18 protein-coding genes, 1 tRNA gene and 4 pseudogenes are annotated in these 22,024 nt (G+C 59.9%); 15 read left to right on the forward strand and 8 right to left on the reverse strand.

Annotated elements, in window-relative coordinates; all coding sequences use genetic code 11:
* Positions 1-8 precede the first annotated feature (8 nt).
* The 6 genes from ACLK1G_RS00175 to ACLK1G_RS00200 all read right to left on the reverse strand — a co-directional run bounded on the left by ACLK1G_RS00175 (position 9) and on the right by ACLK1G_RS00200 (position 6,920).
* A complete protein-coding gene (locus ACLK1G_RS00175) occupies positions 9-1,589 on the reverse strand; it encodes an ABC transporter ATP-binding protein (protein ID WP_420763554.1) in 1,581 nt (526 codons plus the stop codon).
* A 13-nt stretch (positions 1,590-1,602) separates the two neighbouring features.
* Positions 1,603-2,625 (reverse strand): ABC transporter permease, encoded by a 1,023-nt coding sequence (locus ACLK1G_RS00180; RefSeq protein WP_420763555.1) that lies wholly within the window; start codon positions 2,623-2,625, stop codon positions 1,603-1,605.
* Positions 2,625-3,683 carry a microcin C ABC transporter permease YejB gene (locus ACLK1G_RS00185; RefSeq protein ID WP_420763556.1) on the reverse strand — a complete coding sequence of 353 codons (1,059 nt, stop codon included), beginning with the start codon at positions 3,681-3,683 and terminating at the stop codon, positions 2,625-2,627. Before ACLK1G_RS00185 ends, ACLK1G_RS00180 begins: the two co-directional genes overlap by 1 nt.
* A complete protein-coding gene (locus ACLK1G_RS00190) occupies positions 3,683-5,551 on the reverse strand; it encodes an extracellular solute-binding protein (RefSeq protein ID WP_420763557.1) in 1,869 nt (622 codons plus the stop codon). The genes ACLK1G_RS00185 and ACLK1G_RS00190 overlap by 1 nt, the downstream gene beginning before the upstream one ends.
* Positions 5,552-5,680: 129 nt before the next feature.
* A complete protein-coding gene (locus ACLK1G_RS00195) occupies positions 5,681-5,962 on the reverse strand; it encodes a peptidylprolyl isomerase (RefSeq protein WP_042610373.1) in 282 nt (93 codons plus the stop codon).
* Between the two features lie 73 nt (positions 5,963-6,035).
* Positions 6,036-6,920 (reverse strand): esterase/lipase family protein, encoded by an 885-nt coding sequence (locus ACLK1G_RS00200; RefSeq protein ID WP_420763558.1) that lies wholly within the window; start codon positions 6,918-6,920, stop codon positions 6,036-6,038.
* 324 nt (positions 6,921-7,244) lie between these two features.
* Here ACLK1G_RS00200 and ACLK1G_RS00205 point away from each other — a divergent pair, with 324 nt between their 5' ends.
* Positions 7,245-8,297, forward strand: a complete 1,053-nt coding sequence (locus ACLK1G_RS00205) for a hypothetical protein (RefSeq protein WP_420763559.1) — start codon at positions 7,245-7,247, stop codon at positions 8,295-8,297.
* A 73-nt stretch (positions 8,298-8,370) separates the two neighbouring features.
* Here the strand turns inward: ACLK1G_RS00205 and ACLK1G_RS00210 are convergent, their stop codons facing one another.
* On the reverse strand, positions 8,371-9,441 hold the full coding sequence (locus ACLK1G_RS00210; protein WP_420763560.1) for a 3-deoxy-7-phosphoheptulonate synthase: 1,071 nt from the start codon (positions 9,439-9,441) through the stop codon (positions 8,371-8,373).
* Positions 9,442-10,173: 732 nt separating this feature from the next.
* Between ACLK1G_RS00210 and ACLK1G_RS00215 the strand changes: the two genes are divergently transcribed.
* From ACLK1G_RS00215 to ACLK1G_RS00240, 6 genes and pseudogenes are all read left to right on the forward strand, one after another.
* Positions 10,174-10,602: a GNAT family N-acetyltransferase gene (locus ACLK1G_RS00215; protein WP_420763561.1), complete on the forward strand. Its 429-nt coding sequence runs from the start codon at positions 10,174-10,176 to the stop codon at positions 10,600-10,602.
* Between the two features lie 128 nt (positions 10,603-10,730).
* Positions 10,731-11,372: a response regulator transcription factor GacA gene (gene gacA / locus ACLK1G_RS00220; protein WP_003200277.1), complete on the forward strand. Its 642-nt coding sequence runs from the start codon at positions 10,731-10,733 to the stop codon at positions 11,370-11,372.
* A gap of 2 nt (positions 11,373-11,374) precedes the next feature.
* Positions 11,375-13,198, forward strand: a complete 1,824-nt coding sequence (uvrC, locus tag ACLK1G_RS00225; protein WP_420763562.1) for an excinuclease ABC subunit UvrC — start codon at positions 11,375-11,377, stop codon at positions 13,196-13,198.
* Positions 13,199-13,230: 32 nt separating this feature from the next.
* Positions 13,231-13,791 carry a CDP-diacylglycerol--glycerol-3-phosphate 3-phosphatidyltransferase gene (gene pgsA, locus ACLK1G_RS00230; RefSeq protein WP_030141409.1) on the forward strand — a complete coding sequence of 187 codons (561 nt, stop codon included), beginning with the start codon at positions 13,231-13,233 and terminating at the stop codon, positions 13,789-13,791.
* Positions 13,792-13,853: 62 nt separating this feature from the next.
* Positions 13,854-13,929 (forward strand) — tRNA-Gly (locus ACLK1G_RS00235).
* Positions 13,930-14,151: 222 nt separating this feature from the next.
* Positions 14,152-14,325, forward strand: a pseudogene (locus ACLK1G_RS00240) (Arm DNA-binding domain-containing protein); the annotation flags it as partial.
* 146 nt (positions 14,326-14,471) lie between these two features.
* Here the strand turns inward: ACLK1G_RS00240 and ACLK1G_RS00245 are convergent.
* Entirely contained in the window at positions 14,472-14,831 is a 360-nt protein-coding gene (locus ACLK1G_RS00245; RefSeq protein WP_420763563.1) for a winged helix-turn-helix transcriptional regulator, read from the reverse strand.
* Positions 14,832-14,904: 73 nt separating this feature from the next.
* Here ACLK1G_RS00245 and ACLK1G_RS00250 point away from each other — a divergent pair, with 73 nt between their 5' ends.
* The 8 genes and pseudogenes from ACLK1G_RS00250 to ACLK1G_RS00285 all read left to right on the forward strand — a co-directional run.
* The gene (locus tag ACLK1G_RS00250) at positions 14,905-15,474 is read left to right on the forward strand and encodes a carboxymuconolactone decarboxylase family protein (protein WP_420763564.1); all 570 of its coding nucleotides are present in this window, start codon (positions 14,905-14,907) and stop codon (positions 15,472-15,474) included.
* A gap of 229 nt (positions 15,475-15,703) precedes the next feature.
* Positions 15,704-16,081, forward strand: a complete 378-nt coding sequence (gene tnpA, locus ACLK1G_RS00255) for an IS66-like element accessory protein TnpA (protein WP_420763565.1) — start codon at positions 15,704-15,706, stop codon at positions 16,079-16,081.
* Positions 16,078-16,317, forward strand: coding sequence for an IS66 family insertion sequence element accessory protein TnpB (gene tnpB, locus ACLK1G_RS25835; RefSeq protein ID WP_489685924.1), 240 nt, complete (start codon positions 16,078-16,080; stop codon positions 16,315-16,317). The genes tnpA and tnpB overlap by 4 nt, the downstream gene beginning before the upstream one ends.
* A 717-nt stretch (positions 16,318-17,034) precedes the next feature.
* Positions 17,035-17,817, forward strand: a pseudogene (locus tag ACLK1G_RS00265) (MCP four helix bundle domain-containing protein); the annotation flags it as partial.
* A 258-nt stretch (positions 17,818-18,075) separates the two neighbouring features.
* Positions 18,076-18,675: pseudogene (locus tag ACLK1G_RS00270) on the forward strand (methyl-accepting chemotaxis protein); the annotation flags it as partial.
* A 410-nt stretch (positions 18,676-19,085) separates the two neighbouring features.
* Positions 19,086-20,726, forward strand: a complete 1,641-nt coding sequence (locus tag ACLK1G_RS00275; protein ID WP_420763566.1) for a methyl-accepting chemotaxis protein — start codon at positions 19,086-19,088, stop codon at positions 20,724-20,726.
* 4 nt (positions 20,727-20,730) lie between these two features.
* The gene (locus ACLK1G_RS00280; RefSeq protein WP_420763567.1) at positions 20,731-21,264 is read left to right on the forward strand and encodes a chemotaxis protein CheW; all 534 of its coding nucleotides are present in this window, start codon (positions 20,731-20,733) and stop codon (positions 21,262-21,264) included.
* Positions 21,265-21,332: 68 nt separating this feature from the next.
* A pseudogene (locus ACLK1G_RS00285) lies at positions 21,333-21,959 on the forward strand (Cache 3/Cache 2 fusion domain-containing protein); the annotation flags it as partial.
* Positions 21,960-22,024: the final 65 nt, after the last annotated feature.

Here is a 22,024-nt window from a genome sequence, read left to right on the forward strand (position 1 = left end):
GTGCCGCATTATGCCCACTCTGGATGCGCCGCCGCCAACAACTCCTTGGTATACGGGTGCTGGGGTGAATCGAACACATCATGGCTGGGGCCTTGCTCGACCACCTTGCCGTCCTTGATCACGATCATGTCGTGGGCCAGGGCGCGGACCACCGCCAGGTCGTGACTGATGAACAGGTAGGTCAGGCCGTATTTTTCCTGGAGCTGGCGGAGCAGGGCGACCACCTGCTTTTGCACGGTGCGGTCGAGGGCGGACGTAGGTTCGTCAAGCAGGATCAGGGCGGGCTTGAGCACCAATGCCCGGGCAATGGCGATGCGTTGGCGCTGCCCACCGGAAAACTCGTGGGGGTAGCGATGCCGGCTCTGCGGGTCGAGGCCGACCTCCTTGAGCGCCTGGATCACCTGGGCTTCGCATTGCTCGGCACTGGACCGGCTGTGGACTTCCAGGCCTTCACTGATGATCTGTTGCACTGACATTCGCGGGCTGAGGCTGCCGAACGGGTCCTGGAAGACGATCTGCATCTGCTTGCGCCATGGCCGAAGCTCTTTATGCGACAGATGATCAAGCGCCTGGCCCTGGAAGCGAATGCTGCCTTCGGACTCTATCAGCCGCAGGATGGCCTGGCCGAGGGTGGATTTGCCGGAACCGGATTCGCCGACGATGCCCAGGGTCTTGCCGCGCTGGATATTCAGGCTGATGCCGTCCACGGCTTGCAGGTACTGCTTGCGCCGGAACAATCCGCCACCGAGGGGAAAGCTGACGCGCAGTTCCTGCACTTGCAGGACGTCTTCGCGTTCGTCCCGGGGCAGGGCTTCGCCTTCCGGTTCGGCGTTCAGCAGTTCGCAGCTATAAGGGTGGCGGGGGGCGCTGAATAAGGTTTCACAGGGCGCCTGCTCGACAATTTCCCCGGCTTTCATTACGCAAACCCGCTGCGCGATGCTGCGCACCAGGTTGAGGTCGTGGCTGATCAGCAGCAGGGACATGCCCAGGCGCTGCTGCAACGATTTGAGCAGCAGCAGGATCTTGCGCTGCACCGTTACGTCCAGGGCGGTGGTCGGTTCGTCGGCGATCAGAAGCTCCGGCTCGCAGGCCAGGGCCATGGCGATCATGACGCGCTGGCGCTGGCCGCCCGATAGCTGGTGCGGATAGGCCTTGAGTCGTTCGGCGGGTTTCTGGATGCCGACCAGGGCCAGCAATTCCAGGATGCGCTGGCGCGCGGCCTTGCCGCCCAGGCCGCGATGCAGCATCAGTGTTTCGCCGATCTGCTTTTCGACGCTGTGCAGCGGATTCAGCGAAGTCATCGGCTCCTGGAAGATCATTGCGATCCGATTGCCGCGCAGTTCCCGTAGCGTCTTGGCCTCGGCACCCACCAGTTCTTCGCCGCGATAGCAAATGCTGCCGGTGGTGCGCGTGCCGGTTTCCGGCAGCAGTTGCAGGATGGAATGGGCCGTCACCGACTTGCCGGAGCCCGACTCGCCCACCAGCGCCAGGCATTCGCCTTGGCGGATGTCCAGGCACAGGTTGCGCACCACCGTCTGGCCGTTGAAGGCCACGCTCAGGTCACGGATTTCGATCAGGTTTTCGCTCATCTCAAGGTTCCGCTCATGACCGAGGGTCGAACGCGTCTCGCAACGCTTCGCCGATAAACACCAACAGAGAAAGAATCAGCGCCAAAGTAAAAAACGCCGTCAGCCCCAGCCAAGGCGCTTGCAGGTTCTGCTTGCCCTGCGCGATCAGCTCACCCAGGGATGCGCTGCCGGCCGGCATGCCGAATCCCAGGAAATCCAGCGCTGTCAGGGTGGAAATCGCCCCGGTGAGAATGAACGGCAGGTAGCTCAGGGTGGCGTTCATGGCATTGGGCAGGATGTGCCGCACGATGACCTTGCGGTCGGTCAGGCCCAGCGCCCGCGCGGCTTTCACGTATTCGAGGTTGCGCCCGCGCAGGAATTCGGCACGCACCACGTCCACCAGCGCGAGCCAGGAGAACAGCGCCATGATACCCAGCAGCCACCAGAAGTTAGGCTCGACGAAACCCGACAGGATGATCAGCAGGTAAAGCACCGGCAAACCGGACCAGACTTCCAGCAGGCGTTGCCCCAGCAGGTCCACCCAGCCGCCGTAGTAACCTTGCAGGGCACCGGCGGCGATGCCGATCAGCGCGCTGATGGCGGTCAGCGCCAGGGCGAACAGGATCGACACCCGCGCGCCGAATATGACCCGCGCCATCACGTCCCGTGCCTGGTCGTCGGTGCCCAGCCAGTTCACGCTCGACGGCGGGCTTGGGGCCGGCCGCTCAAGGTCATAGTTGGGCGTGTCGTCGCTGAAAGGAATAGGCGGGAACAGCAGCCAGCCGTTGCCCTGGTGAATCAGGTCCTGCACATAGCTGCTGCGATAGTCAGCCTGGAACGGCAATTGACCGCCGAACTGCTGTTCGGTGTAGCGCTTGAACACCGGGAAATACAACGAGCCTTGGTAGCTCACCACCAAGGGCTTGTCATTGGCAATCAATTCCCCACCCAGGGTCAGGACGAAAAGCCCGATGAACAGCCACAGCGACCACCAGCCGCGACGGTTTTTCCTGAAGCGTTCGAAACGCCGCCGCCCCAGGGGCGATAACTTGAACATCAGGCGTTCCTCGCGGCGAAGTCGATGCGCGGGTCCACCAAGGTGTAGCAAAGATCGCCGATGAGTTTGATCAGCAGGCCGAACAACGTGAAGATAAACAGCGAGCCGAACACCACTGGATAGTCCCGGGACACGGCGGCCTCATAGCTCATGCGTCCTAGGCCGTCGAGGGAGAAGATCACCTCGATCAGCAAAGAACCGGCGAAGAACACGCTGATGAACGCCTGGGGAATGCCCGACACCACCAGCAGCATCGCATTGCGAAACACGTGTCCATACAGCACGCGTCGTTCACTCATCCCCTTGGCTCGCGCCGTGACCACGTATTGGCGGGTGATTTCGTTGAGGAACGAGTTCTTGGTCAGGATCGTCAGGGTAGCGAAGCCGCCGATGACCAACGACGTGACGGGCAGCACCAGGTGCCAGAAATAGTCCGCGACCTTGCCCAGCGTCGAAAGGGACTCGAAGTTGTCCGAGACGAGCCCGCGCACCGGGAACCAATTGAGCGAGGTGCCGCCAGCGAAGATCACGATCAGGAACATCGCGAACAGGAACGCCGGCATGGCGTAGCCGATAATGATTGCGGTGCTGCTCCAGACATCGAATGCCGAACCGTGGTGTACCGCCTTGCGAATTCCCAGGGGAATCGACACGAGGTAGGTGATCAGCGTCGCCCAGAGCCCGAGGGAGATGGTCACCGGCATTTTTTCCAGAATCAGGTCGGTGACCGTGGCACCGCGGAAGAAGCTCTTGCCGAAGTCCAGGCGGGCGTAGCTGGTGAGCATCAGCCACAAGCGTTCGTGGGCGGGCTTGTCGAAGCCGTACTGTTTTTCGATGTCCTTGATCAATTGCGGATCCAGGCCTCGGCTGGCGCGGGAGCTACCGGTCATGGCATTGCCCGAGCTGCCGACGCTGGCGCCGCCAATGCCCTGCAGGTGAGCGATCGCCTGCTCCACCGGCCCGCCTGGCGCGGCCTGGACGATCACGAAGTTCACCAGCAGGATGATCACCAGCGTGGGAATGATCAGCAGCAAGCGCCGCGTAATGTAAGCCCACATCAGTGATGCCCTCCAGGCGAGCCACGCTTGATGCGTTCGGCGGTCATCTGTTCGTTGGTCAGTGGCGTGGTGCTGACTTCCCACCAGCTCTCGATGGCTTCGTCATTGCTCGCCTGGACTTTCGGCATGCCGAAGCGATTCCACCAGACCGTCGAGCTGCCTGGCGGGTAATAGTTGGGAATCCAGTAGTAGTTCCATTGCAGCACCCGGTCCAGCGCATGGGCATGGCGGAGCATGTCGTCCTGGGTACTGGCTTTGACCAGGCCATCGATGAGGGCGTCCACGGCAGGATTCTGCAAGGCCATGTAGTTGTTGGCTCCCGGGTCGTTGGCCGCCGCCGAGCCGAAATAATTGTAAAGCTCCGTGCCCGGCGAAGTGCTGACCGGGTAGCCGGTAATGATCATGTCGTAGTCGCGGCTCATCAGGCGATTGACGTACTGGGACGAGTCGATGCGCCGGATGTGCATGTCGACGCCGATCTGTGCGAGGGTGCGCTTGTAAGGCAACAACAGGCGGTCTATTCCGTTTTGCGTGACCAGGAACGTGAAGCTCAGTGGCTCGCCTTCGGCATTGACCAGGCGGTCGCCTTCAGGTTTCCAGCCGGCCTGTTCCAATAGCGCCAGGGCCTGCAATTGCTTGTCGCGGATGACCCCGCTGCCGTCGGTCTTCGGCGCTTGGAACACCTGGGTGAACACCTCTTGCGGTACTTTGCCGCGCAGCGGTTCGAGAATCGCCAGTTCCCCCGCGTCGGGGAGCTCCCGGGCGGCGAGGTCGGTGTTGGAAAAAAAGCTCTGCTGGCGCACATAGAGGTTGCGCATCATCTGGCGATTGCTCCACTCGAAGTCCCAGAGCATGGCCAGCGCCCGGCGTACGCGGCGGTCCTGGAATTGTGGCCGTTGCAGATTGAACACAAAACCCTGGGCCGGCTGGGGCGCCTCGGTGGCAAGGTGGGCTTTTTGCAGCCGACCGTCGCGCAGGGCCGGGCTGTCGTAGCCGATGGAAAAGCCCGTGGCGGAGAACTCGCGGTTGTAATCGTAGGCGCCGCCACGCAAGACCTGCCGGGCCACGTCGGTGTCGCCGAAGTATTCGATACTGAAGTGGTCGAAGTTGTAGAGCCCGCGGCTGACCGGCAGGTCCTTGCCCCACCAGTCGGCGTTGCGCTCGAAGGTGATGCTGCGGCCCGAGTCGACCTTGCTCACCCTGTACGGTCCGCTGCCCAGGGGCGCCTCGTAACCGCCGCCGTTGGCGAAGTCGCGACTCTTCCACCAGTGCTCGGGGAAAACCGGCAGGGTGGCGATGTCCAGGGGCAGGGTGCGGCTTTCGTTATTCTTGAAGTCGAAGCGAACGGTTCGTTCCGATTCCACCTCGACACCTTTGACGGCGGCGAACTGCGTGCGATAGCGCAGGCTACCCTGGGTCATCAGCAGGTCGAAGCTGTAGCGCACGTCTTGCGCGGTGATGGGCTTGCCATCGGCGAAACGCGCCTTGGGATTGAGGTAGAAGCGCAGGGACAGGCCATCTTCGGCGCGTTCCATTTTTTCGGCGACAAGGCCGTAGACGGTATAGGGTTCGTCCAGGGAGCGTTGGGCCAGCGGCGAATAGAGCATGCCGTCGACCTGGCTGACGCCGATGCCTTTGTCGATATAAGGCAGCACATGGTCGAAATGGCCGATCTCCACGGCCGAGCGGCGCATCGTCCCGCCCTTGGGGGCCTGGGGATTGGCGTAGGCAAAATGGGCGAAGCCTTCGGCGTACTTGGCCGGTTCGCCATAAACGGTCAGGGCATGTTGGGGGGCGGCATTCACGCCTGCGGCGCCAGTCAGCAGGACCACGGCAGTGAACAGCCAGGAGGGAAAAGCCAGTCGCATTGTCAGCCTTAAAGCCGGGTGATCGATGAGTGCGATTTGTACGCGAGGGACGCGCTGATCGCCAGCCCTTCGCATGGCTCAAGCATGACAGCCCGCCCTAAGGCGGACCGTCGTGTCGATAAACCGAAATCAGTCCTGGCGGCTGGTTACTTCCAGCAGGTGATAGCCGAACTGGGTCTTGACCGGGCCTTGAACCACATTGATCGGAGCGCTGAATACCACGGTGTCGAATTCCTTGACCATCTGGCCCGGGCCGAACGAGCCCAGGTCGCCGCCCTGACGGCTGGATGGGCATGTGGAGTTGGTTTTGGCGACTTCAGCGAAATCAGCGCCAGCTTCAATCTGGGCCTTGAGTTCGTTGCACTTGTCTTCGCTGGAAACCAGGATGTGGCGGGCAGTGGCTTTGGCCATGGAGGTACTTCCTTTCAGTGTCGTAAAACGCCCAGCCTACCGGAATCAGTCCGCGGTTGTTGCCAAAATTGCGTCAGAGTCCGACGATCCGCAAGCGTTCTGCATGTTTCACGTAGAGCTCCATCGGATCGTTTCCCTTGCGCCAGCCTCCGTCAGCGCCCTGGTTGAGGGTGTCCAAGTGATCCATTGGGTAGTCGGAGCGGATCACCTTGCCCAGGTGGGAGCTGAAGCGTCCGACGATGCCATCGTTCTGTCCCGCCTCGGTGGTGAAATATTCGGAAAAAGCGCGGCAGAAGTCATGCAACGGATCGGGGGCGCTATTGCCGGCTTGTTTCGCGGTTTCCTGCACCGTGCCACTCCAAGAGTAATACCGCACGCCGTTAACCAATTGCGGCCCGTTGCCGCCCCAATGTCGGGGCAAGCCTTGCGGATACCTGTCATTGAATGCGCCTACGCCTTCGGTAGTCAGCGCCGCCAGCGCTGCGATGGCGTTTTGCGCAAGCTGTGCCTGGCCACTGAGCAGTGAAATGAAATCGGCGAAAAGCGTGGCGACCCGGTTCGCCACGTGTTCCGGCAAACGACCAGGCGTGAGGGCCTTGCGCAGGAAGTCAGCGAGTTCCGACCCTTGGTTGGGGCCGCTGACGGAGGTGACCGAGGCGACACTGCCGGGCGCCAGGGCGGCGGCATAACGAGCGGCCAACGCGCCTTGCCCGTGGCCGATAAGGTTGACCTTCGCGGCCCCGGTTCCTTCGAGAACCCGGTCCATCTGAGCCAGCAACTGTTCGCCGCGCGCTTCGTTGGAGTGGGTGGCCGACACGTACGGGACGAATACTCGGGCGCCGGCATTGCACAACGCCTGTCTGACGTCGTGAAAAAGTTCGAGCGGGCCGACCCTGTCGAACCCGAACAAACCATGTACCAAAAGAATGGGAAAGCGGGTGGTTGCATTCCGTTGCATGTTCGTACCTTTTTCGAAGAGGTTCATGTTGAGTTTGCGGCACCACTCTAATCCAGGCCGTTAGTGAGCGGTGTAGGACCAAACCGTTACTAGCTGCGGAAACAGGAATAGAAAGCGCGAGAAATTTTCCTCAAAAGCCAGGCGGCTCCTGCGGTTTCGGACGCTTCCGATAACCGATTGCCCTTCAAGCCACATCTCAAGGAGCGAGAGACCACGCAACTTGTCGCCTCGTCTGGCTGCGCGTCCCGGGCCGGAGAGTTCTAATGGTTTCATCCGGTGTCGCTATGGAAGCGGTGCCCCTTTCCAAGGGACTGGAGCCTGGAAATGACCATTGAATCAACTGTACGAAAAAGCCGGCCTCCATCGCGAAAGCTGCCCGCGCCTTTGCTGGCGAGGGCCCGCGAAGGCATCGTCGACCCTGCCTGGAGCAAGGCCGTCATCACGGTCAAGCCGTACCCGCTCATGTCCTGTGGAGACGAGCTGATGTTGTATTGGCGCGGGCTCAATAACGAAGGCGAGCAGTACCACCATCAAATTCGCCGGTTCGTCACGGAGCGGCAGGTCGGGCGCGAGCTTGTCTTTGTTGTACGCGAACCGCATATCGCCGAACTCGACGGCGGCTCGCTGGAAATTTCGTACCGGGTCATTGGCAAGCAGTTGCCGACCGCATTGGCCTCACAGGCCCTTCAGTTGCAAATTGGCGACGTGGCGCCGCTGCTGCTGCCGCCCATCGCCAATGATGCGGTGGGTGGGCACCTCGATCCGGGGCGGGTGCCTGAAGGCACGACGATGACCGTGCGACCTTATTCGAGAATGGCGGCCGGTGATCGACTGATCCTTCTGGCCAGCCGCGATTCCAAGCCATTGTGGCGGGATGTGCTGGACATAGGGGCTCATGCAGTGGGCGAAAAAGTATCGTTCTGGATCGATCATGGAGACATCGCTTCCCATATCGGGCACTCGTTGACCGTGGCTTATGTCGTCAGGCGCGGACATTCGATACGTCGAGCCGAGCCGCTGTCCGTCTGGATCGGTCCTCTGGTACGCCCAGCGCTGGTGGCGCCGAGGGTATTGGAGTTGATGGAGGGTGAACTGGATGTCGACGGGCTCCATGACGCAGCGACGGTGGTGATCGACGGCGTAGGGCTGGAGGCGGGCGAACGGGTCTGGTTGCAATGCGACGGCAGCTACTCGGATGCCCAGGAGCGGGAAATCACCGAGGCCACGGCCGGCCAGCCAGTTGTCTTCACGGTGCCGATTGCCTATTGGCAGGAGCAGGGCGGCCAATCGGTCCGCCTGTTCTATCAGGTTGAGCGTCTGGATGATGTAAGCCAGCGCTCGCCGGAGATCACCATTGAAGTTCGCGCCAGGCCGTAACGAAGGATCCGCGATGACAAAATCCGTGGCGAGGGAGCCAGCTCCCGCGCCACGGCATGAACGGGTCCGAAACTCAGACGCCCAATCGCAACCTGCGATGAGCCTGGCGCAGCAACTGCTCGGTGGACTCCCAGCCAAGGCATCCATCGGTCACCGACACGCCGTAGCGCATCGCCGGCCCCAACGGTTGGCAGCCTTCGAAGAGGTGGCTTTCGAGCATCATGCCGATCAGGGCCTTGTTGCCTTGCAAGCGCTGTTGCAGCACGTCCTCGAACACATGGGGCTGGCGCAGCGGATCCTTGCCACTGTTGGCGTGGCTGCAATCAACCAGGATGCGGGCCGGGATGTCGAGGCGGGCGAGGTCGGCGTGAATCTGCGCCACGCTTTGGCGATCGTAGTTCGGGCCGCGGTGGCCGCCGCGCAGGACCAGGTGCGTATCAGGGTTGCCTTGGGTCTGGATGATCGCCGGATGCCCTTGGCTGTCGACGCCGAAATGTCGATGGGGGTGCGCCGCGGAGCGCATGGCGTCGCAGGCGATGCCAACCCCGCCGTCGGTGCCGTTCTTGAAACCGACCGGCATGCCCAGACCGCTGGCCATTTCCCGGTGAATCTGCGATTCAGTGGTGCGCGCACCAATGGCGACCCAGCTAAGCAGGTCGTCGAAGTAACCGGCGGCCATCGGCTGCAACAGCTCGGTGGCCACGGGCAGGCCGAGTCGGAGCATCTCACGCATCAACTCCCGCGACAGCTCGAGGCCGGTGGCCATGTCGTCGCTGCCATCGAGATGGGGGTCGTAGGCCAGGCCTTTCCAGCCCACGGTGGTGCGGGGCTTTTCCACGTAGGCGCGCATCACCAACAGCATGCTCTCGCTGACTTCCCGGGCAAGGCGAGCCAGGTTGGCGGCGTATTCGAGCGCGGATTTCGGGTCGTGGATGGAGCAAGGGCCGACGATGACCAGCAGGCGGGAGTCCTCACCGTCGAGGATGGCGCGGATGGCCTGGCGATGGGCGCCAACTTGTTGGCTCAATACGCTGTCTAGCGGCAGTTGTTGCTTGAGTTGCAACGCGCTTGGCAGGCGCAGGGTCAAGGTTTCATTGGCAGGGCTGAGCGTGGACAGCGGCAAAGCGGAGACGGACGAATTCATGATCTGGCTTCCTGGGCGAGCAGCGGGTTCGTTCCCGCGCCGGCCCTAGTTGGGTGTTCGACAATTGGCCGTAATGGCCCGCAACGTTGGCATGCCACCGATAGGTGACCGATCGGAGGCGGCAGGCTGTCCCGAGCGGTGGCTGGTAAATCGCCAGGCGGAAAAACTGTCGTAACGGTAATAAGTGGCGTAGTTCATGGTTCGATCCTCAAGTGGTGTGATGCTGCGTATGTCTGGGGCCTGAAAAACAAAACCCCCGGTCGGGAGGCCGACCGGGGGTTTGGAAAACTCTGGAAGGCGACCCGTTTAAAATGGGCGCCGGTTGGGTATCAGGCGCGCCAGTGGCTAAACCAATACCCAAAATAAAAGCTGACCGAAGTTGGCGCGTCGTTCGCCCAGGCAGCCGCAACCGAGCGCGAGGCGCTGGTAGGTTGAAGCGGTGAAAGGGCGCTGGACATGCTGTGTCTCCGATGAATGATCTGGAGCTTACAAGAGCGCGGGGCGGCCGTTCAATAAGAAAATGCTATGGCCTTTTAATAACAACCCCATCGCTTGAATCCGACGGGCTTTATGACAAACTCCAGCGTTGTGCCAATTTCAATCACCGAAGTCGACAATGACCGGATGGCACGCTAATGGCAGCGGCCCCAGGCGTGGAAGAGCTGTTGGTCATCGCTCGCCGCGACGACGGTCGTTGGGCGGGTGAGCCCGTGGCATTGTGACGAGGTTTCAATGAGATTTGTATGGCGCCCGGCTGAAGTCGGTGACGTTGAATTCGCACGTCAATTGACTTGCAGCAATATGCTTCCCTATTACCTTCGCCATGATTTGCTGTGGCAGGACGAAGCGTTCGATCTGGCCTGGGTCATCCGACAGAACTGGATTCTTCAGCGCAATGAACAGGCGCTGGGTTTCGTCAGTCTCAGTCGTGATGCTCGCGCCTTGTACATTCGGGAGTTGCAGATCGATGAGGCGTTTCGTCGGCAGGGTGCCGGAACCTGGGCGATCGGACAGGTCTGGGCGATGGTGGCAAATGAGCATCGACCGGCGTTGCGGCTCACCGTTTTCAAGGACAACCCGGCCCGCGCGCTCTATGAACGCATGGGGCTGCGGGTGGTCGGTGAGGATGAATGTTTCCTGAGGATGCAGCGAGACGCCTAGGCTGAGGCGTCGGATATTGGATCTGAAGATTTGTTGTAACTTTTATCTGCCCGTTTGCGCTAGGTCTGCCGAGTGCTTTTTGCTAAGGTGTGGGCAACCCATACAAGACCAAATCGTGAGGTGTCTGCTTGATTAGGGTGTTAGTGGTCGACGACCATGATCTCGTCCGTACGGGCATAACACGAATGCTGGCTGACATCGATGGCCTGCAGGTGGTTGGCCAGGCCGAATCCGGGGAAGAATCCCTGATCAAGGCGCGTGAATTGAAACCCGACGTGGTGCTGATGGACGTCAAGATGCCGGGCATCGGTGGTCTTGAAGCCACGCGAAAACTGTTGCGTAGCCATCCGGACATCAAGGTCGTCGCGGTGACCGTCTGTGAAGAAGACCCGTTTCCCACCCGGCTGCTTCAAGCGGGGGCGGCGGGCTATCTCACCAAGGGCGCTGGCTTGAACGAGATGGTCCAGGCCATCCGCCTGGTATTTGCCGGACAACGCTACATCAGCCCGCAAATCGCCCAGCAATTGGCGATCAAGTCTTTCCAGCCGACCAACGATTCGCCCTTCGATGCGCTGTCCGAGCGAGAAATCCAGATTGCGCTGATGATCGTCGGCTGCCAGAAGGTCCAGATTATTTCCGACAAATTGTGCCTGTCGCCCAAAACCGTCAATACCTACCGTTACCGTATCTTCGAAAAGCTTTCGATCAGCAGTGACGTCGAGTTGACGCTGCTGGCGGTGCGTCATGGCATGGTCGACGCCAGCGCCTGATAATGACCGAACAGTTTGATCCAAGTGCTTTCCTGTCCACGTGCAGCGGCCGCCCCGGCGTGTACCGCATGTTCGACAGCGACGCGCGCCTGCTTTATGTCGGTAAGGCCAAAAACCTCAAGAAGCGCCTGGCCAGCTACTTCCGCAAGACTGGCCTGGCACCGAAGACGGCCGCGCTGGTGGGTCGCATCGCGCAGATCGAAACCACCATCACCGCCAATGAAACCGAGGCGTTGCTGCTTGAGCAGACGCTGATCAAGGAATGGCGGCCGCCGTACAACATTCTGCTGCGCGACGACAAATCCTATCCGTACGTGTTTTTGTCCGACGGGGCGTTTCCGCGCCTGAGCATTCATCGCGGAGCCAAGAAGGCAAAGGGCCGATATTTCGGTCCTTACCCCAGTGCCGGGGCCATCCGTGAAAGCCTGAGCCTGTTGCAGAAAACCTTTTTCGTACGCCAATGCGAAGACAGCTACTACAAGAACCGCACCCGGCCCTGCCTGCAACACCAGATCAAACGCTGCAAGGCGCCCTGTGTCGGCCTGGTGGAGCCTGAGGTCTACGCCGAAGACGTGCGTCACTCGGTCATGTTCCTGGAGGGGCGTAGCAATGCGCTGACCGATGAGCTGTCGGCCGCCATGGAAGAGGCCTCGATCAATCTCGAATTCGAACGCGCCGCTGAGCTTCGCGACCAGATCGGGCTGCTGCGCCGGGTTCAGGACCAGCAAAGCATGGAAGGCGGCAGCGGCGACGTCGATATCGTGGCCGCGTTCATCAACCCGGGCGGCGCCTGTGTGCACTTGATCAACGTGCGGGGCGGCCGGGTTTTGGGCAGCAAGAACTTCTTCCCCCAAGTAGGAATCGAGGAAGACGTCTCCGAAGTCATGGCCGCTTTCCTGGGTCAGTACTACATCAGCAGTCCGGAACGCGACTTGCCCAGCGAGTTGATCGTCAACGTGGTTCATGAGGACTTTCCGGCCTTGATCGAAGCCATCGAAAAGCTTCGCGGTCGCGAACTGACCATCAGCCACCGTGTGCGTGGCACCCGTGCGCGCTGGCAGCAACTGGCCGTGACCAACGCCGAACAGGCCCTTGGCGCACGCTTGGCCAACCGCCAGCACGTCGCGGCGCGGTTCGATGCCCTGGCCGATGTCCTCCACCTGGACGAGCCGCCGCAACGGCTGGAGTGTTATGACATCAGCCACTCCAGCGGCGAGGCAACGGTAGCCTCCTGCGTGGTTTTCGGCCCGGAAGGTCCGATCAAGTCCGATTACCGTCGCTACAACATCGAAGGCGTTACCCCTGGCGATGACTATGCCGCCATGCACCAGGCATTGATGCGGCGTTTCAGCAAGATAAAGGATGGGGAGGGCAAGTTGCCGGACATCCTTCTGGTAGACGGCGGCAAGGGCCAGTTGTCCATGGCCCGGGACGTCCTCAACGAGCTGGCCGTTCCTGACCTGATCCTGCTCGGCGTGGCCAAAGGCGCGACGCGAAAGGCCGGTTTCGAGACGTTGTACCTGAACGACGCGGCCCACGAGTTCACGTTGAAAGGGGATTCGCCGGCGCTGCACCTAATCCAGCAGATACGCGACGAAGCCCACCGTTTCGCTATCACCGGCCACCGTGCCCGCCGAGGCAAGACCCGCCGCACCTCCACGCTGGAAGGCGTGGCAGGGGTCGGGCCGACGCGCCGGCGCGATCTATTGAAACATTTTGGTGGATTGCAGGAACTGTCTCGTGCCAGCATCGAGGAGATAGCCAAAGCACCCGGTATCAGTAAAAAGCTCGCAGAGTCGATTTATGCAAACCTGCATAGCGAGTAGAATGCCCGTCAACCTCGTAGCCAGTTGTGCCGATGAATATCCCAAACCTGATTACCGTTCTACGCGTCCTGCTCATCCCGATCTTCATATTGCTGTTCTATTTGCCGTACCACTGGAGCTACGTGGCCTCCGCCTCGGTCTTTGCCTTCGCAGCCGCGACGGACTGGCTCGACGGCTACCTGGCTCGCCGCCTGGAGCAGAGCACGCCGTTCGGCGCGTTCCTCGACCCAGTGGCCGACAAACTGATGGTCGCGGTGGCCCTGGTGCTGCTGGTGCAGGAACACGGCAACCTCTGGCTGACCCTGCCGGCGGCGGTGATCATCGGCCGGGAAATTGTCGTCTCGGCGCTGCGTGAGTGGATGGCCGAGCTGGGCGCCCGCGCCCAGGTAGCCGTGTCGAACCTCGGAAAATGGAAAACCGCCGCGCAGATGCTGGCCCTGGTGATTCTGCTGGCCAACCCCTCGGATTTCAGTTTCTGGGTGCTGTTGGGTTATGCCTTGCTGCTGGTGTCCGCTGGGCTGACGCTATGGTCGATGGTCCAATACCTGCGCGCCGCCTGGCCGCACCTGCGGACTGACGTTGATCCGAAATAAACTTTTTTGAATCAAAGGGTTGACGGCGTGTTTGGATTCTATAGAATGCGCCACACCAAGACGCGGGAATAGCTCAGTTGGTAGAGCACGACCTTGCCAAGGTCGGGGTCGCGAGTTCGAGTCTCGTTTCCCGCTCCAAATATTGCGCTACAGAGTTCCACTGAATTCTGTAAGTGATTGAAATCAGGGCCTTTAGGCCCTTTTTTCGTTCCAGCGTGAACCACTGAAATCCAGCACTATCCGGTGCGTTTAAGTCCAGAATTGAGTCCAGAATTCTGACGCGTACCGAATCGGTTTAATGCTGGAGCAGATTGTGTAGCGAGATGAGCATCTGGCCCTGACTCTGTTCAGGAGCTCGCGATGGCACTCTCAGAAATGACAGTTCGGCATGCCCGAATCACCGGTAATGACTACACCCTCGGCGACAGTGATGGTCTTACACTCAATGTGACGGCCAGAGGCGGAAAAGTCTGGCTCTTCCGTTATTACTGGGCGGGCAAGCAGAAGCGCATGTCGCTCGGTAGTTACCCCCAAGATGGCCGATAACCTGGCGTCAGCCGAGGTCCCGCTGACGGCGGATCAACTGGCACAGCTGGACGCTGCCAGCGCCATGCCTCTTGGATTCCCACACGATAAGGTGGCTGCTTCAGCGCCTTCGCTTGCTGGCGGTAAGGCAGACCTCATTGATGCAATGAACCGGGCCGTTCGATGAATCGAGTTTCCAGGCAGTCCGCCCATTTGTCCGCAAACCGGTAGAGGGGCATGAATGCCTCCGAGAGCTCCAAGCCGAGTGGCGTGAGGCTATAGCCGCTGTCGACTCGCTCGACAATGCCCGCGTCGCGTAGCTCATGGATTCTGCTTTGCAACACGGTGGGAGAGATGTCTCCCGCCGCGCTTCTCAACGCCCTGGAACTCATGACGCCATCGCGCAGTTCCCAAAGGATCCTCAGCGCCCATTTTTGTCCGAGTAAGTCCAGAAGCGCCATGATGGGCCGGCGTCCCCTGAGTATTGATGAAGCGCAGCCCTGATTATCATTCATCGTTATTGACCTTGATTGCTACATATTTAGTAGCGATCATCTTTGCTACATGTTTGATAGCGGAGGATACGCGATGACGAGAATCAAAGCACTCAATGAACCTTGCCCAGCCGACGTCAGGGCGGATTTCGACAAGATAATGGGCGTAGGGGTACCGCCGCTCGTTCTATTCTCGACCGTCGCAAGCAGCGATCGCGCGTGGCGAAAATTCAAGGGCGGTTCGCTGCTGGATGGCGCATTGCTGACACTTCGCCAGAGAGAACTGGTCATCGATAGGGTGTGTGCTCGCACAGGGTGTGAATACGAGTGGGGGGTGCATGTGATGGCCTTCGCGCAGGCCGCCGGGCTCTCCAGGGAAGAGATTGCCGGCACATTGGAATATCCCCTTCGCCCAGGGCAGTGGAAGGCGGAAGAGGCCGCTCTACTGACCGCGGTCGATGCGCTTCATGATCAAGCGACGTTGAGCGATGAAGCATTCTTGAACCTTGGAGAACACTTCGACGACGATCAGATCCTAGAGGTTCTGATGCTCGCGGGTTACTACCGTACGGTCTCCTACATTGCGAATGGTCTTGCATTACCGCTTGAGAAAAATGCAGCGAGCTTCAGTGAATATCGCAAAGGTGAGAGGGCCGGTCATTGATTGCTTCTGGTCGAAGTTTTTCGGTCACTGACGCACCCCTGCGGGAGCTAGCTTGCGATAGCGGTGGGGCAGCTTGCATCAATGTTGAATGAACTGACGCCATCGCGAGCAAGCCAGCTCCACGGTTGATTGGAGGGGAGGTCGAGTGTAACCGTCTGCCCAACACCCTCTCCTGACAGCCCTCCAAATTAGCCAAGATAGTGGACACCGTTTTTTAGTGGACACTATCTTGGCTACAGTTACCCCAGTCCGTCGAACCGGTCGCCGTCCCAACTTCCCGCTCGACTTTAAACGCCGAGTCGTCGAAGCCACCTTCCAGCCCGGTGCCTCCGTGTCGGTGATCGCTCGCGAACATGACGTCAACGCCAACCTGGTATTTCGCTGGCGGCAACAGTACCAAGAGGGGCTATTCGGCCCGGTTAGCCAAAGTGCAGCGCTTTTACCTGTTCAGATAATCGAGACGCCAATGGATCTGGCGCAAGTCGTCCAGCCACCGGCAGAGCGTTATTTCGAAATCGCAGTTGAAGTAGGAGAAGCCAAGCTGCGTGTTACGGGTGCACCCGGTCCGCACACGCTGCAACTCGTCCTGCAGCAGTTATTGCAATGATTGCTCCTCCTGCTGGAACCCGTATCTGGATCGCCGCCAGCGTCACTGACATGCGCCGTGGTTTCGACGGATTGGCGGCTTTGGTGCAGACCCAACTGGAGGCCGATCCTTTCTCCGGTCAGATTGTCGCCTTTCGCGGACGGCGTGGTGACCGGATCAAATTGCTGTGGGCGGCGGCGACGGATTGTGCCTGTTTTGCAAACGCTTGGAACAAGGGCGCTTTGTCTGGCCGCTAGCAACCAGGGGCCGCGTGTCGCCAACGGCTGCGCAGTTATCGATGCTGTTGGACGTGATTGATTGGCGCAGGTCAATCCGTACGCCTCCTTCCTCGCGGTCTGACTTTCCACGCTGAAAAAATCCAGAGTAACATCCGGACACATACCAGTATCCCCCTACCCAAAAATCAGCTCCCGCTGATGGCGGCTGATGCTGCAAGACTGCATCCTTGAGCCCATGTCAACTAAGAGGTGTAGGTTCTCTCTCTATCTCTCTCGGTTTTGCCGTGCGTTCGACATGTTACGTGCCGCTCCTAGGAAGGAAACCCGTGTTCTGCGTCTATGTTCCCCTACATAGCTCAGCCGAACATGGGGTCCCCGCGACTCGCGGGATGGCAGTTTTGTGCCGCTCCCAGGAAGGGAGTCCATGGTCAGTTGTTTATGTACCCCTGCATAGCTCGACCGAACATGGGTCCCCGCTACTTGCGGGGATGGCTTTTTTTGTTTTTTCGGTAATCCGTGAAGAACCTATTATCTATACATCAATGTGGCGGCCAGCGAGCGAGGGTGTATCCAGCACATCTCAGGACTTGTTCGGAGAGTCCAAGACACCCCTTGCAAGAGAAAACCTGAAGGAATTTAAGAAGGGCTGCCGATACAGGTGATGTCCTGATATCGCCTGGGCTCCTTCGTGAAGAACCGTTTAAACCTCTATCTCTAATCCATCGAGTTTGTCACGTGAGCCTTCTGAATCAGTCCAAATTCTCGACCAAGCTTTTGACCTCGTTCGTCATTTGCGCCCTGATCACCCTAGCCGTTGGTGGGATGGGAATGGTGGGGATCAATCGTTTGGCCGCTGCACTGTCGTTGACCTTTTCCAACAACCTGGTTTCAGCGAGCAACACCGGCGAGGCCTTGATCAGCCTGACCAATCATAATCGAGGGCTCTATCAGTTGCTCGACGCTCAGGTCAGCGACCTGCCCGAAGCGGACAGAATGCTTGTTCGCCAGGCCCTGACGACGGATCTGGCCCGCGCGGAAAAGGCCTTTGCGACCTACCGTACCACGCCCATGGAGGCGGATGAGCAGGCCGCGGGGGACAGGTACGAAGAACTGTGGCCCACTTATGTGGTAAGTGCCCAGAAAGTCATTGAGTTGATGGACGCCGGCGATGTTGCTCAGGCACGCACTCGTTTGCACGCGCTGTCGGCGGGTGCGTTCAAGAGTGCCCGCGAGTACCTGCGGGTCATGATCGACTCGACCAATCGACAGATCAAAGAACGTGCTGAAGACGCCCGGGAGCTCGAAGCCAGTTCCAGGCTGAGGTTGCTGGTCGGGATCGGGATTGCCTTTCTGGTGGCCGTCGCTCTGGGCATTCTAAGTACGCGAATGATCACTCGCCCACTAGCAGTGGCGGTCGCTAGTGCCCGGCGCATTGCCAGTGGCGATCTGACCCAAAGCATTTCCACTACCCGTGGCGATGAAGCGGGGCAACTGCTTAATGCCTTGGCGGACATGCAGGGCGGTTTGAGGCGCGCCATTCAGCAGATCGCCAACGCTTCGAATCAGTTGTCCTCGGCCTCCGTAGACCTGAGCGCTGTGACCGAGGAGAGTACCCGGGGCCTGACGCGGCAAAATGACGAGATCCAGCAGGCGGCCACGGCTGTCAATGAAATGACCGCGGCAGTCGAGGAGGTGGCGCGCAACGCTGTGTCGACTTCCGAGGCCTCTAAAGCAGCGACCGAAGATGCCGCTCAAGGCCGCGGTCAGGTCGACCAGACGTTCATGGGCATCAGCACCATGGTGGAAGAAATCACCGTGTCGACCGAGACGGTGACCGAGCTGGCTGGGCACATTCTGGAAGTCAGCAAGGTACTGGACGTGATCCGTAGCATCGCCGAACAAACTAACCTGCTGGCGCTCAACGCCGCCATTGAAGCCGCCCGTGCTGGCGAACAGGGACGTGGGTTTGCGGTGGTGGCCGATGAAGTACGCGCGCTCGCCCACCGCACCCAAGCCTCGACCGTAGAAATCGAAGGCATGATCAGTACCGTGCAATCTGGTGCTAATGGAGCCGTCGCTGCCATGGGCAAGAGTCTGTCGCTGGCCACCAACACCCAGAAGCTGGCCCAGAGCGCCGGGGCGGCGCTGGAGAAAATTACTGACAGGGTTGTGACCATCAACGAGCGCAATCTGGTGATCGCTTCGGCGTCCGAAGAACAGGCCCAGGTCGCCCGTGAGGTGGACCGTAATCTGCTGAATATCCAGGACCTCTCGACCCAGACCGCTGCGGGTGCCAACCAGACCAGCGCCTCCAGCCAGGAACTGTCGCGGCTGGCCGGCTCCTTCAATGCCCTGGTAGCGCAGTTCAAGCTTTAAGGTTCAGAGCACTGTTTCACACACGCCACATGGCCTGCGCGGTCAGCCACCGCACGCCGTGCTCAATGTAGGGCGATCCTTACCGCCACCCCCAAAATGCTCACTTAAAAACCAGCGCGGTCTGATGGCCGATCAGTGGCCATGGCTTGCATCATGGCCGCTGGCATTTTGCCGCCAATCTTTCGACGCGTAGCGAGTGATACCGGTACCCGCCAGCAGGCTAGGTCAACATGTGGCGGATCCGTATCAAGCATGGCAACCGATCGTGCCGTGGTTCGCGCATTCCACCCATCCTCGTTGCCTGGCGATTGCGCGTGTCACTTGCATCCTGACGGCAGGGGAACGGGACGTCCATGTCAGGTGCGAATACGTGAGCTTGTAAAAGTGATCAATTTAAGGGCAGTTAAGTAATGAAGAGCGTTTCCGTTGCGACGAAGCTGGGCTTGGGCTTCGCCTCCGTCATATCAATTACATTGATTATTGCGCTGGTTGGTTTGGCGGGTGGCAATAACATCAACACCATGCTCAATGAAATGTACGCCAACAACCTGGTCCCCATCAAAGACGTGGCGAATGCCAACATGCAGGCCATTTATCACAACCGTGCGCTTTATGACTATCTGATTTCCGACAAAACCGAGCTGGACAAGATTGTCGAGAACATGGATAGAAATAAAGCAAAGATGGCTGGGCTGCTCGATAAATATAACAAGACCTATCTGACCGATCGTGAAAAGGACCTGTTGAAGAAGTTTGATGCCGCCTGGGGACCCTATGAATCTTCGGCCAAGAAGGTCTTGACCCTGGCGCAAACTGACAACTTGAAAGCTACGGATCTCATGAACAACGAGACCACGCAGCTGTTTCAGGTCGTTGATGATGTGTTGTCTGACATCGTCGATTTCAACGACCAGTTGGCTAAAGAGGCTTACGACCAGAGTGACGTGGCGGCAAACAGAGCGCAGCAGATTCTCATCGGCCTGCTGATTGTCGCGGTATTGGTTTCAGTCTTGATCGCCTTCCTTATTACCCGTGGTTTGCTCAGGCAGTTGGGCGGCGAGCCGGCGTTTGCCGCGCAGGTGCTGTCCAGGGTTGCAGCGGGGGATCTCGGTGTAACGATACCCCTGCGTAATAACGATACCAGCAGCATGCTCGCCGCGCTGAAGAGCATGGTAGAGAAACTCTCCCAAATCATCGGCGAGGTGCGTGGCTCGGCCAATGCCCTGACCAGCGCCTCCGAGGAAGTTTCCGCTACTGCGCAGTCCTTGAGTCAGGCTTCCAGCGAGCAGGCGGCCAGCGTCGAGGAAACCTCGGCCTCGGTCGAGCAGATGTCCGCTTCCATCGAGCAAAACACCGCAAACGCCCGGGTCACCGATGGTATGGCGGGCAACGCCGCCAAGCAGGCTGTTGAAGGCGGCGTGGCGGTCAAGGACACGGTCAGCGCGATGAAGAGCATTGCCGAGAGAATCGGCATCATTGATGACATCGCCTACCAGACCAACCTGCTCGCGCTCAATGCCGCCATCGAGGCCGCCCGTGCCGGTGAGCATGGCAAGGGCTTTGCCGTGGTCGCCGCCGAGGTGCGCAAGCTGGCTGAGCGCAGCCAGGTCGCCGCCCAGGAAATCGGTGAGGTAGCCAAGGGCTCGGTGGCCCTGGCCGAGCGTGCCGGCAGCCTGCTCGACGAGATTGTTCCCGGCATTGCCAAGACCAGCGACCTGGTCCAGGAAATCGCCGCCGCCTCCGCCGAACAATCCTCCGGTGTGGGCCAAATCAATACGGCGATGAACCAGCTCAACCAGATCACCCAGCAAAACGCCTCTGCCTCAGAGGAGCTGGCCGCCACCGCCGAGGAAATGAGTGGACAGGCCGAGCAGTTGCAGCAACTGATGAGTTTTTTCAGCCTTGCCGGCCACGGTGAGCATGAGCGTGGTGCTCCTCCCTCCATCGCTTCTGCCAGGTCCAGGGCGGTTTCGAACCTGCCCGCCATCAGCCGCTTGGCTGATACCCGTGACACGGCTGTGCCGAGCGGTTTTGTGCGTTTCCAGGAGTGATGCCGTGGGACAGTCGATCAAGCTGGACAATCCCCCGGGCTCACTGCCGACCCGGCAGTACCTGACCTTCACCCTGGCCGGCGAACAGTTTGCCGTGGGCACGCTGAGCGTGAAGGAAATCATCGAATACGGCGAGCTCACCGGTGTGCCAATGATGCCACCCAGCATTCGGGGGGTGATCAACCTGCGTGGTGCCGTGGTGCCGGTGATCGACCTGGAGGCGCGCTTCGGTGGCCGGCCGACCGAGGTCGGACGGCGCACCTGCATCGTCATCCTTGAAGTGGATCGTGGCGATGAGCAACAGGTCATCGGCGTGTTGGTCGATGCAGTGAACGAGGTGTTGGAAATCAATCTGTCGGACATCGAGCCGCCACCGGCCTTCGGTGGGCATGTGCGCACCGATTTCATCCAGGGAATGGGCAAGGTCGACGGCCGTTTGGTCATTCTTCTGGACATTGGTCGGGTGCTCTCGGTGGGCGAACTCGCTGCGCTGGATGAGGTGAGCGAGGCGCTTGAGTTCGGAGAGTCGGACAGTTGACTTCTAAAGTTCGTATGGGTATTTCGGCGCGCCTGATGATCGCGGTCACGTTCCCTATCGCGTTGGCAATGATCGGCGGTGGATTTTTCGTAGGGCTGCATGAAATTGACGTCGCCCACGCGGACCTCAAGCTTCTGAACGAGGAAAAGCTCAAGAGCGTGGAGGAGCTTCTGCAAGTCACCGACACGCTGCTGCGCGACCGGGTGAAGAATGGGATGCGTTTATTGGAAGAACGCGGTACGTCCATGGGCGCCGCCAGCCTGGGTTCGGCTGTCCGGGTCGAAAATGTCACGGTTCCCGACCTGCTGCTTGGAGGGCATCCCCAGGCCGGCGACTTTCATATCGTCGACTCTGTAACGGCCGATATGGGCGGAGGCACCGCGACCTTGTTCGCCAGGAGCGGCGAAGATTTCGTGCGCATTTCGACCAACGTCATGCTCGATGATGGGAAGCGGGCGATCGGTACCCGACTGGACCCGAAAGGCAAGGCCATAGCAGCCATCCGCCATGGGCGGGCGTTCTATGGCCTGGTGGACGTGCTTGGCCATCCTTACCTGGCCGGGTATGAACCGATCTTTGACGCGCGCGGCGCAGTCATCGGTATCTGGTATGTCGGTTACAAGATCGAACTGCAAGCGCTTCGGGAAGCCGTAGGCCGCACCAAGGTGCTGGACGGTGGTTTCATGGCGGTGCTGGATGAAAACAATCGCGTTCTGTTCCGGTCGGACAACGTCAGCGCCGAGCAGGTGCTCGCCGTGAT

The sequence above is a fragment of the Pseudomonas algeriensis genome (assembly GCF_048847255.1).
Classification (GTDB): Bacteria; Pseudomonadota; Gammaproteobacteria; order Pseudomonadales; family Pseudomonadaceae; genus Aquipseudomonas.